This window comes from Pseudomonas sp. CMR5c, assembly GCF_003850545.1.
In the GTDB taxonomy this organism is placed as follows: Bacteria; Pseudomonadota; Gammaproteobacteria; order Pseudomonadales; family Pseudomonadaceae; genus Aquipseudomonas; species Aquipseudomonas piscis.
In genome coordinates this window covers 2,237,171-2,250,972 of the sequence record NZ_CP027705.1, presented here as the reverse complement: position 1 = coordinate 2,250,972, position 13,802 = coordinate 2,237,171, and the positions used below count along the sequence as shown (strand labels likewise).

17 protein-coding genes and 1 tRNA gene are annotated in these 13,802 nt (G+C 59.4%); 8 read left to right on the top strand and 10 right to left on the bottom strand.

Translation table 11 applies throughout. The annotated features are described in order from the left end of the window. Positions 1-28: 28 nt before the first annotated feature. Positions 29-487 (bottom strand): hypothetical protein, encoded by a 459-nt coding sequence (locus C4K40_RS10570; protein ID WP_022643527.1) that lies wholly within the window; start codon positions 485-487, stop codon positions 29-31. Between the two features lie 339 nt (positions 488-826). Between C4K40_RS10570 and C4K40_RS10565 the strand changes: the two genes are divergently transcribed. The 3 genes from C4K40_RS10565 (at position 827) to C4K40_RS10555 (ending at position 3,080) form a co-directional block, all read left to right on the top strand. After that, positions 827-1,915, top strand: a complete 1,089-nt coding sequence (locus tag C4K40_RS10565; RefSeq protein ID WP_053138156.1) for an asparaginase — start codon at positions 827-829, stop codon at positions 1,913-1,915. A 201-nt stretch (positions 1,916-2,116) separates the two neighbouring features. Next, entirely contained in the window at positions 2,117-2,386 is a 270-nt protein-coding gene (locus C4K40_RS10560; RefSeq protein WP_053138153.1) for a DUF1654 domain-containing protein, read from the top strand. A gap of 4 nt (positions 2,387-2,390) precedes the next feature. Further along, positions 2,391-3,080 carry an endonuclease gene (locus C4K40_RS10555; protein ID WP_053138151.1) on the top strand — a complete coding sequence of 230 codons (690 nt, stop codon included), beginning with the start codon at positions 2,391-2,393 and terminating at the stop codon, positions 3,078-3,080. Positions 3,081-3,130: 50 nt separating this feature from the next. On the opposite strand, the gene C4K40_RS10550 is transcribed toward C4K40_RS10555, so the two are convergent. Beyond that, the gene (locus C4K40_RS10550; protein WP_371263527.1) at positions 3,131-3,493 is read right to left on the bottom strand and encodes an SPOR domain-containing protein; all 363 of its coding nucleotides are present in this window, start codon (positions 3,491-3,493) and stop codon (positions 3,131-3,133) included. A gap of 267 nt (positions 3,494-3,760) precedes the next feature. Here C4K40_RS10550 and csrA point away from each other — a divergent pair, with 267 nt between their 5' ends. Next, positions 3,761-3,955, top strand: a complete 195-nt coding sequence (gene csrA / locus C4K40_RS10545) for a carbon storage regulator CsrA (protein ID WP_007920550.1) — start codon at positions 3,761-3,763, stop codon at positions 3,953-3,955. 234 nt (positions 3,956-4,189) lie between these two features. Here csrA and C4K40_RS10540 read toward each other — a convergent pair whose 3' ends face one another. From C4K40_RS10540 to C4K40_RS10515, 6 genes are all read right to left on the bottom strand, one after another. Next, positions 4,190-4,621, bottom strand: coding sequence for a VOC family protein (locus C4K40_RS10540; protein WP_053138147.1), 432 nt, complete (start codon positions 4,619-4,621; stop codon positions 4,190-4,192). A 92-nt stretch (positions 4,622-4,713) separates the two neighbouring features. Further along, positions 4,714-5,175 carry a DUF2214 family protein gene (locus tag C4K40_RS10535; RefSeq protein ID WP_031321401.1) on the bottom strand — a complete coding sequence of 154 codons (462 nt, stop codon included), beginning with the start codon at positions 5,173-5,175 and terminating at the stop codon, positions 4,714-4,716. A gap of 175 nt (positions 5,176-5,350) precedes the next feature. Beyond that, entirely contained in the window at positions 5,351-6,817 is a 1,467-nt protein-coding gene (locus tag C4K40_RS10530; RefSeq protein ID WP_053138145.1) for a carbohydrate-binding protein, read from the bottom strand. Positions 6,818-6,862: 45 nt separating this feature from the next. Then, complete coding sequence (locus C4K40_RS10525; protein ID WP_031321399.1) at positions 6,863-7,492, bottom strand: lytic polysaccharide monooxygenase auxiliary activity family 9 protein; 630 nt, start codon at positions 7,490-7,492, stop codon at positions 6,863-6,865. Positions 7,493-7,827: 335 nt separating this feature from the next. Continuing rightward, positions 7,828-8,178: a hypothetical protein gene (locus C4K40_RS10520; protein ID WP_053138143.1), complete on the bottom strand. Its 351-nt coding sequence runs from the start codon at positions 8,176-8,178 to the stop codon at positions 7,828-7,830. Positions 8,179-8,265: 87 nt separating this feature from the next. Further along, positions 8,266-8,586 carry a helix-turn-helix domain-containing protein gene (locus C4K40_RS10515; RefSeq protein WP_053138141.1) on the bottom strand — a complete coding sequence of 107 codons (321 nt, stop codon included), beginning with the start codon at positions 8,584-8,586 and terminating at the stop codon, positions 8,266-8,268. A 275-nt stretch (positions 8,587-8,861) separates the two neighbouring features. Here C4K40_RS10515 and C4K40_RS10510 point away from each other — a divergent pair, with 275 nt between their 5' ends. From C4K40_RS10510 to pseH, 3 genes are all read left to right on the top strand, one after another. Beyond that, positions 8,862-9,995 (top strand): RNA ligase RtcB family protein, encoded by a 1,134-nt coding sequence (locus C4K40_RS10510; RefSeq protein ID WP_053138138.1) that lies wholly within the window; start codon positions 8,862-8,864, stop codon positions 9,993-9,995. Then, entirely contained in the window at positions 9,995-10,612 is a 618-nt protein-coding gene (gene prfH / locus C4K40_RS10505) for a peptide chain release factor H (RefSeq protein ID WP_053138392.1), read from the top strand. Before C4K40_RS10510 ends, prfH begins: the two co-directional genes overlap by 1 nt. Positions 10,613-10,815: 203 nt before the next feature. Then, complete coding sequence (gene pseH / locus C4K40_RS10500) at positions 10,816-11,379, top strand: UDP-4-amino-4,6-dideoxy-N-acetyl-beta-L-altrosamine N-acetyltransferase (RefSeq protein ID WP_053138135.1); 564 nt, start codon at positions 10,816-10,818, stop codon at positions 11,377-11,379. A 301-nt stretch (positions 11,380-11,680) separates the two neighbouring features. On the opposite strand, the gene C4K40_RS10495 is transcribed toward pseH, so the two are convergent. Both C4K40_RS10495 and C4K40_RS10490 read right to left on the bottom strand, forming a co-directional pair. After that, positions 11,681-11,932: a hypothetical protein gene (locus C4K40_RS10495; protein ID WP_124421282.1), complete on the bottom strand. Its 252-nt coding sequence runs from the start codon at positions 11,930-11,932 to the stop codon at positions 11,681-11,683. A gap of 166 nt (positions 11,933-12,098) precedes the next feature. Next, positions 12,099-12,175 (bottom strand) — tRNA-Val (locus C4K40_RS10490). Between the two features lie 186 nt (positions 12,176-12,361). Here C4K40_RS10490 and C4K40_RS10485 point away from each other — a divergent pair. Continuing rightward, the gene (locus C4K40_RS10485) at positions 12,362-13,645 is read left to right on the top strand and encodes an FAD-binding oxidoreductase (RefSeq protein WP_053138133.1); all 1,284 of its coding nucleotides are present in this window, start codon (positions 12,362-12,364) and stop codon (positions 13,643-13,645) included. Positions 13,646-13,802 lie beyond the last annotated feature (157 nt).

The following is a 13,802-nucleotide window of genomic DNA, read 5'->3' as shown; positions in this document are numbered from 1 at the left end:
CCAGCGCTTGGCACTGGGCGGCTGCTGATCAAGCGGAGGTATTCACCAACTTGCCGGAGGAGCCTGATTCCTTGGCCAGCTCGCGAACCAGGTTGCCCGAAACTTCAGCCAGTGCAGCGTTGGTTTGCGCTACCTGCCCCTGGATGGCCATGACCGCAGTCTGCTTGGCCTCGGGTGTCGGATAGCTGGCGGCCTGGGCAGCGGCCAGTTGCTGTTGCTGCTGCTTGAGCTGCTCTTGCAGCTCCTGCATGCGCTTGAGCAGCATCTTGACGACGATGCTGTGGTTGTCGCCCTCGCCACCCGCATCGCCGCCCTCGGCCTTTTCCGCCTGCTTGGCCGAGCCGACGCGCAAAGTACCCGAGTCTTCAGTACCCAGCGCTGCCGGAGCGCCCTCGGCACTGGCATCGCTCAATGCATTGATGGTCGCGGGCGACTTGCCATTGATCAGAATGGCCCCCGGCCCTGGAAATCCGACTGACAGCGACATATGAACTCCTGGTTAAAAAAATCCTAAAAGACTCATCGACCGCGTCAGAACAATCTTTAATTCATGAGCGAAAAGCCCGCCTGCGGCTGACGACTGTCGCTTTCGGATTGCCGAACGCCACACTCCGAAACGTTCGGAAACCCGGACACAAGCCTGCCGAGGCCCGCCAAAAACAGAAATAAAATTGATATAAATCAGTAAGTTAAAATACTTATCCGGCCAAGGTAGCGCTGGTACAGATCCTGCTCAACCCGCGATGCCCCGCCGCATACAGATCTGCAGCCGAGGTGTTTCTAGATGAACCTGCACCAGCACCGTCTCACTACTAGAGAGAAAACAATGAAATCTGCCTTCAAAACCTTCGTTCCGGGCGCTTTGGCCCTGCTCATGCTCCTGCCCGCAGCCCTGCAGGCCAAGGAAGCCGAAACCCAACAGAAGCTCTCCAACGTGGTGATCCTTGCCACCGGCGGCACCATTGCCGGCGCCGGCGCCAGCGCGGCCAACAGCGCCACCTACCAGGCAGCCAAGGTCGGCATCGAACAACTGATCGCCGGCATCCCCGAGTTGAGCCAAGTGGCCAACGTACGTGGCGAGCAAGTGATGCAGATCGCCTCGGAAAGCATCACCAATGAAAACCTGCTGCAACTGGGTCGCCGCGTAGCCGAGCTGGCCGACAGCAAGGACGTGGACGGTATCGTCATCACCCACGGTACCGACACCCTGGAAGAGACTGCCTACTTCCTCAACCTGGTGGAAAAAACCGACAAGCCAATCGTCGTAGTCGGCTCCATGCGCCCAGGCACCGCCATGTCCGCGGACGGCATGCTCAACCTGTACAACGCCGTATCCGTGGCCGGCAACAAAAGCTCCCGGGGCAAAGGCGTACTGGTGACCATGAACGACGAGATCCAGTCCGGTCGCGACGTCAGCAAGATGATCAACATCAAGACCGAAGCCTTCAAGAGCCCATGGGGCCCGCTGGGCATGGTGGTGGAAGGCAAGTCCTACTGGTTCCGCCTGCCAGCCAAGCGCCACACCATGGACTCGGAATTCGACATCAAGAACATCAAGAGCCTGCCTGACGTAGAAATCGCCTACGGCTACGGCAACGTCAGCGACACCGCCTACAAGGCCCTGGCCCAGAGCGGCGCCAAGGCCATCATCCACGCTGGCACCGGCAACGGCTCGGTATCTTCCCGCGTGGTACCGGCCCTGCAGGAACTGCGCAAGAACGGCGTGCAGATCATCCGTTCTTCCCACGTCAATGCTGGTGGTTTCGTACTGCGTAACGCCGAACAGCCTGACGACAAGAACGACTGGGTCGTGGCTCACGACCTGAACCCGCAGAAAGCCCGCATCCTGGCCATGGTCGCCCTGACCAAGACCCAGGACAGCAAGGAACTGCAACGCATGTTCTGGGAATACTGATTCCCGCTGCTCGACCGGCCCCGGTCGAGCAGGCTTGCCTCCACTCGCCCGCCCGGGCGAGTGGTCCTTGATCCCAGATCACGCTGCTTCTTGTCCCGCCTTAAAAAATTTCCAGCATGTATGAGACAAACGCGCAAAGCGTTGTCAGAGGAACTTCTTGAATTTTAAGCAGTTGCGAAATGCCCTACAGTTAAATACTGTATGCACGTACAGCTTAATAAGGATTGTTCCGTGGCCTCATCCCAAACACCCCTCAGCTCCTACGAACGCCTGGGTGTACGCATCCAAAAGATCATCAACTCTCCTACCGCTCAAAAAGCCAAAGCCGCCTTGATCTTCCGCCTCGCCGATGAACCCCAGGACGAATGGGAGCGCCTGCTGGAAGAGATCGCCGAAAACGACAACGTCACCCTCGCCTATCGCGACGATGGTGGCGTGCAGATTTTCTGGGTCGTACCGAAGGAAGATTGAGCTGATGATCGTTCGTTGTTTCGCTGTACTGCTGTTGCTCCTTAGCTCCACCGTCCAGGCCGACGCCCCCCGCACTTTCAGCGAGGCCAAGAAGGTTGCCTGGAAACTCTACGCCCCCCAGTCCACCGAGTTCTATTGCGGCTGCAAGTACAGGGGCAATCGAGTGAACCTGGCCGCCTGCGGCTACGTACCCCGCAAGAATGCCAAGCGCGCCGAGCGCATCGAGTGGGAACACATAGTGCCGGCCTGGCAGATCGGCCATCAGCGCCAGTGCTGGCAGCAAGGCGGCCGCAAGAATTGTTCGCGCAACGACACCGTCTACCAGCGAGCCGAAGCCGACCTGCACAACCTGGTACCGAGCATCGGCGAGGTGAATGGCGATCGCAGCAACTTCAGCTTCGGCTGGCTGCCGGAGCAGTCTGGCCAATACGGGTCCTGCCTGACCCAGGTGGACTTCAAGGCCAAGAAGGTCATGCCCAGGCCGTCGATCCGCGGCATGATCGCCCGTACCTACTTCTATATGAGCAAGCAATACGGCTTGCGCCTGTCAAAGCAGGACCGGCAACTTTTCGAAGCCTGGAACAAGACCTATCCGGTGCAGGACTGGGAGCGCCAACGCAACCAGAGCGTGGCGTGCGTGATGGGACGCGGCAACGAATTCGTCGGAACGGTCAACCTCAAGGCCTGCGGCTGACCTGCAATCGCCCGCAGGACGCGGGCGATACTCCAGGAAGGAAACCCGGCCTACTGCGCGCTCTGGTGCTCGATCACCGTGACATCGATATCGCGCTTCTTCGCCTTGACCAGCTTCTCGACCACTTCGGTCTTCTTCGCCTCGGCTTCGGCCTGGGATGCAAAAGGTCCGACCAGCACTCGCTGCTTGCCGTCCACCGTCACCACGCTGGAGATGATCCCGTGCTCGATCAACCAGCCGGTGAGGTCGCTCACCGCCTGGGGCAGCTCGCTACCCACCAGCACATCCCATTGCGCAGAAGTGGCGGCCACCGCCGGGGGACCCTGCTCCGCAGCCGCGACATTCTTGCTCACCTCGGCTCGCTTGCCTTCGCCACAACCGGCCAAACCCACTACCGCCAATGCGGCTAACATCATCGCTATCGTGCGCACAACCTACCCCTAGAAAATCTGACTCGGCGATTTTACCACCCAAGGCTCGAGAGACCTCGTCACAAAATCGAGCCGAAACAGGAAGAATGAATTTTATTGCATCTGTATAGTTGCGCCTTGGGAATTTATAGATCTTCTGCGCGTCAGAAAGAGGCACCCACTTAGTGGAACTTCGCACTAATCTATACCTAAGACCGACCTCTGCACTGTTTCAATCTGGTGCCCTACCAAGCTATCAAGGAGAAGATCATGCTGATACTCACCCGCAAAGTCGGTGAAAGCATCAACATCGGTGACGACATTACGATCACCATCCTCGGCGTCAGCGGCCAGCAAGTCCGCATCGGCATCAATGCGCCAAAAGACGTCGCGGTCCACCGTGAAGAAATCTACCAACGTATCCAGGCGGGCCTCACCGCACCGGACAAACGCGAAACCCCTTGAGCCCCATGAGCATCAGTCTTCGGCCCGCGCGCTACGATTGGCGCGGCGTATACCTTGTTCGCCTTGAGCTTTTTCCCGCAATCCCGCTGCATGCCCCGACAGGGCGGCAAGCACCACAGACTCCCAGGCACCAGACCACCCCTCATCACTGACGACTCTCCTCCCCGACTCACACTCCATCCCTGACTCCCGATACGCGACGCCCCGCTCTGCAGGCGTCGCCCCAGACCAGGACTAGGCCGGCCTGAAACCCAGCGCCTGGGTGAAACGCAGCAGGTAGCCATCCGGGTCGAGCACCAGCAGGTTCGACTGTCCGCAAAGGCGATCATCTTGCCGATACCAGCACTCCTGGATATCCCGGCGCAGCATGATGCCGGCGTGGACCAGGGCCTGCGCCAAGACGCGAATGTCCGGGCACTCGATCGACAGGTTCATCCCGCGCCCGAAAGGCGCCTCCAAGGGCTCCACGCGCCAGGGAGACGGCTCCTGGTCGTCCTCCTCCAGCATCAGCTGGGCACCGTTGAAATCAAGAAAGGCAAAGCCGGACTCCGGTCGCTGGTACTCGACCCTGAAGCCCAGGATGGTGCAATAAAATTCCAGGCTGCGGTCCAGGTTCGTGACCAGCAGTTCCGGGACCAGCTTGTTCATCTGAAACCCTGGGGTCATCGCGGCATCCATCGTTCATTGATCGAGTCGCGAGACTACTCCCAAGCCCAGGCCAATGCAGTAGCGCTTACCATTGATTACAAAGTTCCAGCCTACAGCTGCGCCAGCCCTACTCCCCGCGCCATACCGCTGGCCGCGACCACCAGCAGCACCAGCAACAGCGCCTGCAACTGGCTGGTCCGGACGAACGAAGAAGCCCGGGCGATATCCGGCTGCGTCCCGCGTGCCAGGGCGATACGCCAGCGGACCAGACTCAACATGGGAAAGACCTCCAGCAGCAGGATGCCGATGAACAAGGCCATTTTCAGATGGAACAACGGCTGCTGCAGATAGTAGTCGGTGCCCTTGCCGTAACCGCCGAAAGCCCGCAACAAGCCGGTCACCAGCAGCACCAGCGCGGTCAGCCCCCAGGCATTGTCGACCAGCAACACCGATCGGTAGCTGGACTCGCCACGGACCAGGCGCCCCAAGGCTGCGGCACGGGCCAGCACCGCCGCGAAAGCGCCGGCAAACGCCAGCAAGTGCACAGCCGCCAACATCCACTGCATCAGCATCGCGCTCACCTCCATCTGGTTGATCGAGAAATCCGGGCAGCTCAATTAATAGTCCATGGGCGCGGCATCCGCCGCCTCCGGGAAATGTGCAAGACAAAAAAAACGACCCAGGCACGGATCGCAAGATCCGCACCTGGGTCGCCTGGCCATCCAATCCAGCAATGACCCGCCATGCTCAAGCATGGCGCTCCAGCAATACCTTGCGCCACAAGGTGAAAGCCACCGAAGGCGTCCACGCCGGGTTGGAGGTGTGCTCCTGAAGGCACAGGTAGCGATTGCCCTCAAAGCTCACACCGTCTTCCTTGCGGTAGTGCTGGCTGACGCGCCACTGCGGGAAGCCCGGGTCTACCTCGCCACCGGCAGTCCTGGCTGTCACGCTGCGACTGGGTAACGACTCCTGCCCCTGGATATCGGTGGCAGTGACGAAGTAGCTGTACTCGGTATCAGGTTGCAGGCCCTGGTCCTCGACGCCTGGAGCAGGCGTCTTGGCCACTGGCCGACCGTCGCGATACAGGGAATAGAACTCCACCGGACGTTCGCCGCCGACCACGCTCCAGCCCAGGCTGATGCTGTTGCGGCTACGGCCCGATACCGCCAGGTTGCCAGGTGCCGGTGGGCGCTCCGGTTCACCGCCATCGCCATGGATCAGCGGCGCGTAGCGATTGCAAAACTCCCAGTTGTAGTGCGCTCCCTGCCGGCTGGTGCCGGCATCCCAGTTCACCGACCAGGTCATCAGCCCCTTGATGGCATGGCCAGCCTTATGCAAGCGCTTGAAGGTATTGGTCAACGCCGCCGGATCGATGACGTACCCGGTAGCCGCCGCATCGACGTTGCTTGGCAGGCCGATCGCCAGCTTGTCCGCCGGGATGCGAGTGAAGCCACGAGTGCCGGAAGCCAGGCTGTCGGTGAGGTAGAACAGGAAGTCCTCCTTCACCTGGTCGTTGCTCTGGGCAAGCCAGGCCCCACGACCACCGTTGGCCTCCGCTACCCACAGGCCATCACCGCCCTGGTTGTAGTACTGCGGGGCGATGAAGTCGTAGTAGCCCTCCAGCGCCTGCAAGTACGGCAGGTACTTGCCACTGCTGGTCAGGTACGGGAACTCCGGCGCCATGCTGATGATGAAGTGCTTGCCCTGGCCGGCGTAATGATCCTTTACCAGTTTCAATGCCGCTGGCAGCACGCTCTTGTTATCGGCGAAGTCGATGGCGCTCTGCTCCAGGTCGATGTCCAGGCCATCGAAGCCATAGGTTTCGACCAGGCGGATGATCTCGTTGGCCAAAGGCTGCTCGTTGCCCTTGTGCAACTCGATATGCGCATCGGCGCCACCCAGGGAAATCAACACTGCCCGCCCCTGGCTGTTGAGTACGCCCACCTGACGCCGGAACTCGACGTCAGACAGGTTGTAGGGCTTGAAGGTGGGAATGCCGTTGCCTTTCATGAAGGCCACCGCCACCACGTTGTACTCCTTGGGTACATCCAGCAGGCTCAGGTTGGCGAACTGCCCGCGCTGGTAACCATCGGCGGCGCCAGCGGCCCAGTTGTGCCAGAAGCCCATGAGGATCTTCTTGCCGGCGAGGCTGGGCATCAGCGATGCGGCATCGGCGGCTTGACTCTTGATCAAGGAAAAGTCGATTTTATCCATGTTCTATTCCTTCAGAACTATTAAAAGAGTTTCTTCCACTGCAACTTACTTGAAGTCCAGATCGAAGGCCTGATAGAAAGCGTTACCGGTATTGGCCACAATCCAGGCCAGAACTACAACATGGTGCCCCTTCTTGTTCTTGGGCAGCACGACTTCATGTTCGGTCTTGGCTTTCAATTCCGGGCCATGAGCGTGATACGGAACTTGAGTATAGAAATCCTGGTAAAAAGCCTTGGGCTCAAGTTGCGCACGGCTGATCCGTTGTTTCGGATCCCAACCATCTTTGGTGATGAACCAGCTATACCCACGGGTAACGTGTGGAGCGCTGTAAACCCACTGCACCCGGAATACTTGCCCAGGCTCCACGTTCACCAGCGGCCAGCTGAATGGACGATTGAGTTTCTTCGACATTTCTTCGTCGGTGAAGTTGACACAATCACGCGCATCGGTCTTGCCGCCGCTGAGGATATGGCCATCTGCAGGCGGTGCGACACTGGGTTCGTCGCTGCCGTAAGGGGCCGGGAACGGTCCAGCGCCCAGGGCCGGCAAGTTCTTTCCGCCTTCCATTTCGTTGACCTGCCAGGTGCCCAGGAGACCCAGATCCACCGCGACCGCACCGCGGCTGGAAGGAGATACGACACGACCATGTTTAAGTTGAGTTTGTGGCTTATTCATTTCTTTCACTCCATTGATTAATTAAAACTCGCTCTTGGCGAGCACCTTTAACTTAGCGCACTTTTTCCTTCTTTTTTCATGCGCTCGACAAGTAACCACTTCGGACAATTTGCAAAAAACAGCGCAAACCCCACTAAACCCTGGACTTCCTTATTTGCGCTGACAATTTGAAGAGTCAATGTATTACACGCTTTTCTGGAGTAAAAATGACTTCTCCCCGATTTATTCCAGAGAAGAACTTGAAACTAATCCCGAAAAATCCAAGTTCCAGAAACGACAAAACCCGGCCAGGGCCGGGTTTGCAGGAAACGCGTTGAAGGCTGCGCCAGGGAAAACTACAAGCAGGTGGCCAAAGCCGCCAGGCGGCGCTTGGAGACGAAATTGTCTTCGACGGCGTAGAAGCGAACGGTAGTCGCCGCCGCCTCCGCCTTGATATCCACGAAGGATTCGGCGGACCGGCTATACACCGTATAGCCACCGCCCTTGCCCGACTCCAGATAGGCTGCGGCATCGACACCGAATACCGCCTCATCCTGCCAGGCGAACTGCACACACTGCGCCACCAACTGATCGGCCTTGGCCGAGCTCAAGGTCTTGGCGGGAGCTTTGGCCCGCGCATCATCCATGTTAGAGCTCGCGCAGCCGGCCAACAGGGCCGCCACCGTTACCGCCATCAAAACCCGCATGCTGCCTCCTGGTCCGTGAAACGCGAGAGTATCGCCCAGGCGCTGGAAAAAAGCCGTCCAGGGCCGAGAAAAAACCCGCACCAGGCTTCAGCATTCGGCCAGGGACGACGCCAGCTGGGCAATAGCCTCCTGGTCGTCGTCGCCAAGATGGCGGTAGTTCTGGATGATGCTGCTTTCATCGGCGCTCAGGCTGCCCTCGGGCAGGCGTGAAGGCTCGCCGGTCAATACGTAGAGCAGATCTACCCCATGGCGTCCGATCGCCATCAGGTAATCCGACTTGGGTACCCGTTCACCGCTCTCATAGCGCCCCTGGGCATTGGCCTCGACTCCACCGATAGCCCCGAACTCCTGCTGGGAGAGCCCCAGCGCCTTGCGCTGTTCTTTCAAGCGCTCACCGAAGGTCTGCATAACCATCCTCATTCGACAATGTGATGGTTGTTACGACCACGGCCATTGGCGAAGGTGCCCATTCTGAAAAATGGCCCATTGCCAGCCACGGGACAAACGATTAACCTTCGCGCCCCTTCCCACACTTTTGACAAGGAGACTCATCATGGAACAGCTGATCACCCCTTGCAGGACGTGCCTGGTTTAAACGCTGCATCCGCTATTCGTTAGCGCCTTCGCTTAATCCCGCTTCGTCCTGCCATTACCTGAATATTTTTTCCAATCAGGAATTGGACATGGACACTTGCATCCGTCATTTGTCGAGCGGCGTCTCTCTGATCGCCTCCGACACCACCTGGATCGAAGACAAAGCGCTCCAGCAACTGCATACCACCGCCCAACTGCCCGGCATGCGCCAGGTCGTCGGCATGCCCGACTTGCATCCCGGCCGAGGCTACCCGGTAGGCGCGGCATTTTTCTCCACCGAGGTGATCTACCCAGCCCTGGTGGGCAACGACATCGGCTGCGGCATGGCGCTGTGGCAAACCGATATTTCCAGCATTCGCCCGAACCTCGACAAGCTGGAAAAGAAGATCGGCAACATCGACCTTCCGCTGGATGAGCAGTGGGATGAAGAACGTGCGCAATTGGGCCTACCGGTGACTGGCCACGAGCACTCCCTGGGCACCATTGGGGGTGGCAACCACTTCGCCGAGCTGCAGCAACTCGACCAGGTGTACGACACCGAGGCCCTGCAAGCACTGGATCTGAACTCCAAGGCCCTGCTCCTGCTGGTGCACAGCGGCTCCCGGGGCCTGGGGGAAGCCATTCTGCGCCGCCATGTGGACCAGCATGGGCATCAGCCCCTGGAAGTCGACAGCGTCGCCGGCGCCCAGTATCTGCAGCAGCACAATGAGGCCTTGCGCTTCGCCGAGGCCAATCGCCGACTGATCGCCGAGCGGCTGCTTTGCAACCTGCGGGCCAAGGGACATGCCGTACTGGACATCAACCACAACCTGGTATCGCCGGCCAACGTCGACGGAGTCAGTGGCTGGCTGCATCGCAAAGGGGCCACGCCTTCTGACGTGGGACCGGTGGTCATCCCGGGCTCCCGGGGCGACTACAGCTACCTGGTACAACCCATCCCGGCAACCGCCAGCCTCTATTCCCTGGCCCATGGGGCCGGGCGCAAATGGCTGCGCAGCGACTGCAAGGGCCGCCTGGATGCACGCTTCAGTTTCGAGCAGCTCAAGCGCACCCAACTGGGCAGCCGGGTGATCTGCGAAGACCGCGGCTTGATGTACGAGGAGGCCCCCGAGGCCTACAAGAGCATCGATAGCGTAGTAGGTAGCCTGCGAGATGCCGGACTGGTGAAGATCATCGCCCGGCTCAAGCCGGTACTGACCTACAAGCGCCGGGGGTGCTGCTGATGTTGTTGCTGCAACTCTCCTCCGCCCAGGGCCCGGTGGAGTGTGAAATCGCCGTGAGCAAGGCCTTACGCCAACTGTATCGCGAGGCCCAGATCCTGGGCGTTCGTATCGATATCGTGGAGCAGGTTGCCGGGTATGGCGGCAACCACTGCAAGTCGGTCCTGACCAGCCTCGACGGCGAGCAGGCCGAGGAGCTTGCCCGGCGCTGGACCGGCACCCTGCTGTGGAGCTGCAAGAGCCCTTCGCGGCCCGGCCACAAGCGCAAGAACTGGTATTTCGCCGGCCAGCTGTTCAATCCGCCCCAGGGCGCCCAGGACAGCGAGATCCGCTTCGAAGCCATGCGTGCCTCAGGTCCCGGCGGCCAGCATGTGAACACCACGGACTCCGCCGTGCGTGCCACGCACCTGGCTACCGGCATCAGCGTGAAGGTGCAATCCGAGCGCAGCCAGCATGACAACAAGCGCCTGGCGCGCCTGTTGATCCAGCAGCGCCTGGAAGCCCGGCAACAGCAAGACCAGGAGCAGCTGCGCCAGGATCGCCGCTACGCCCACCACCAGGTGGAACGCGGCAATCCGGTGCGCACCTTCAACGGCAGCGCTTTCACGCCAGGCAACTGAAACCCTGCCGGCACGGGGAGTCGGTCATCGGCCAGCTCCCTCCCACCGCAACAAGACAAAGGCAGGCACCATGCCTGCCCTTTGCCCTCGACTCGAAAAGTTTATCCGGCGACAGCCCCGGAGGTGCGCCCGGTCAGATAAATCCTGCCTCGATCATGGCAAGATTCCCTCCCGGCTTCCTCGGTTCATATAAGGATATTTGCATGCGATTCCTGCCGCTGCTCGACGCCAGCTCCGAGCTTCAAGCACATATACGCAACTTGCGTAACCAGGAGCCCGTTCGAAAGCACATGTACACCTCCCACGAAATCACCGAAAGCGAACACCAGGATTGGCTGGCTTCCCTCCAGGGCAACCTGCGGCAAAAGGTATTTGTCGTTATCCAGGATGAACAGGCGGTCGGTGTCGTTTCACTCAATGCCATCAATAGCCTGCACCGAACCGCGGACTGGGCCTTCTACCTGGACTCCGAGCGACAGGGAAAAGGCCTCGGGAGCAGGGTGGAATTCTGGATGCTTGATTACTCATTCAATGAAGCAGGCCTGGAGAAACTCAATTGCGAGGTACTGGAAACAAATACCGCTGTGATCAACATGCATTTGAAGTTTGGTTTCAAGCTTGAAGGCACCCGCCGCAAGCACATTCTCAAGGAAGGTGTGCGGATTGACGTGGCATTGCTTGGCATCACAAAAGATGAATGGGCGAGCAAGCGCCCAGAACTCGAACCCCTGCTCAAACGCCTGGGCAACCCAGAGGCCAACCTCTAACCCATCAATCATTGATCACCAGCCAGGTCACGGGGTAATGGCCGCCCCTCCCCCTAGCCTGGCAGCACCGGCAGGCAATCTGTCGACGCTTTCAATCAACTGCAGCAGACGCATCCTCAGGGCTTGGGCGACGACCGACGCTGCCCCGCACCCTCCCCTGGCATCTGATGATGATAATTAACGCAAGCGTCTCGTTTGCTGCCGCTCTGGAGCCACCTGCGCTCGCTGCCTAGCCAACGACGAAGATCCCAAGAATGCGTTCATCGAAAGCCATCTTTCATCTATCAGAAGAACCAGGACGCTAAATTTTCGCCATAAAAAACACGGAGTTATGATTTTTTTTGCTGTCCTCGGGGAAAAACACAGACAGAAATGGCTGCCAGCGATACAGCCACCGCTGTTTTATTTTCACGGCTTGTTCGCCACCTTTCATATTTGCGCAGCAAAATGCATGTGCCAGCCGCACCAGCATCCACCAAGTGGCTACACGCGCCATCACGCCACGCGTACAAACGGCCAGGTAACGAGGAATAAAAGGAACCTGAGGCGTCATCAGAGCAACACCAGGCATCAGCTCAGCGTGGGCAAGACAGCCTATGCAGCGGGCACCGGGAAGATCGGAGGGATTTGGCAAAGGCCGTGAAAAAGCCCCATAACGAAAAAAGGGTTCACCTTTCGGTGAACCCTTTTTCAGACCGCCCAGCAGAGCGGATTTTGTTTGGTAGGCGCGATTGGACTCGAACCAACGACCCCCACCATGTCAAGGTGGTGCTCTAACCAACTGAGCTACGTGCCTGCTGTGAGGCGGCATTCTACGGAATTCCGGAGGGGTGTCAACACCTTTTTTCAGCTAAGCCTATGAATATGCGAATTTTTTAATTTCCCGAGGGCGAAGAAGTTTTTCTTCTGCTCTGGCAGCCCATTTGCAACTCAGGTAGCATCGCCGCACTCGTAAAATATATTAAACACAAGAGGCCGCAGGATGGCGCACATTCCATACCCACAGTCCTATTACGCCGCTTCAGCCAACGCCGCCCCGGAACGCCCCCAACTGCAAGGCGAGATGGAAACCGACGTATGCGTGATCGGTGCGGGTTACACAGGCCTGTCCAGCGCCCTCTTCCTCCTGGAGAGCGGCTTTCGCGTCACCGTGCTGGAGGCCGCCAGGGTCGGCTTCGGCGCATCCGGACGCAACGGCGGCCAGATCGTCAACAGCTACAGCCGCGACATCGATGTGATCGAGCGCAGCGTCGGCCCCAAGCAAGCGCAACTGCTGGGACAGATGGCATTCGAGGGCGGCAAGATCATTCGCGAGCGCATCGCCAAGCACAAGATCCAGTGCGACTTGAAGGACGGTGGCGTGTTCGCAGCCCTGACGGGCAAGCAGATGGCTCACCTGGAGTCACAGAAGCGCCTGTGGGAGCGTTACGGCCACACTCAACTGGAACTGCTGGATGAGCGCCGGATTCGCGAAGTCGTGGCCAGCGACCAGTACCAGGGTGGCATGCTTGATATGAGCGGTGGCCACATCCACCCACTGAACCTGGCATTGGGCGAAGCGGCCGCCGTCGAGTCCCTGGGCGGTGTCATCCACGAACAATCCCCGGCAGTGCGCATCGAGCGTGGAGCCTCTCCCGTGGTGCACACCCCCCAGGGCAGGGTCCGCGCCAAGTTCGTCATCGTTGCCGGCAACGCCTACCTGGGCAACCTGATTCCGGAGCTCGCAGCCAAGTCCATGCCTTGCGGCACCCAGGTGGTCACCACCGAGCCCCTGGGCGACGAACTGGCAGCCAGCCTGCTGCCCCAGGACTATTGCGTCGAAGACTGCAATTACCTGCTCGATTACTATCGACTCTCCGGCGACAAGCGACTGATCTTCGGCGGCGGCGTGGTATATGGCGCCCGGGATCCAGCGAACATCGAGGCAATCATCCGCCCGAAAATGCTCAAGGCTTTCCCGCAGCTCAAGGATGTGAAGATCGACTATGCCTGGACCGGCAACTTCCTACTGACGTTGTCGCGCTTGCCGCAAGTTGGCCGCCTGGGGGACAACATCTATTACTCCCAGGGCTGCAGCGGCCATGGCGTGACCTATACCCATCTGGCCGGCAAGGTCCTGGCAGAGGCCCTGAGAGGCCAGGCAGAGCGCTTCGACGCCTTCGCCAACCTGCCCCACTACCCCTTCCCTGGCGGGCACGCACTGCGCGTCCCATTCAGCGCCCTGGGGGCCTGGTATTACAGCCTGCGGGACAAGCTCGGCTTCTGACGTGGCTTTTCATCACCGACAAAAAAACCGCCAGCCAGGCGGTTTTTTGTGGGCGAATCATAACGACAGAAACCACAGAGGCGAAAAACAAAAAACCCCGGTCTTGCGACCAGGGTCTTTGCTGTTTCGCTGCATCAAGGCGTTCAGTGGTCCTTGA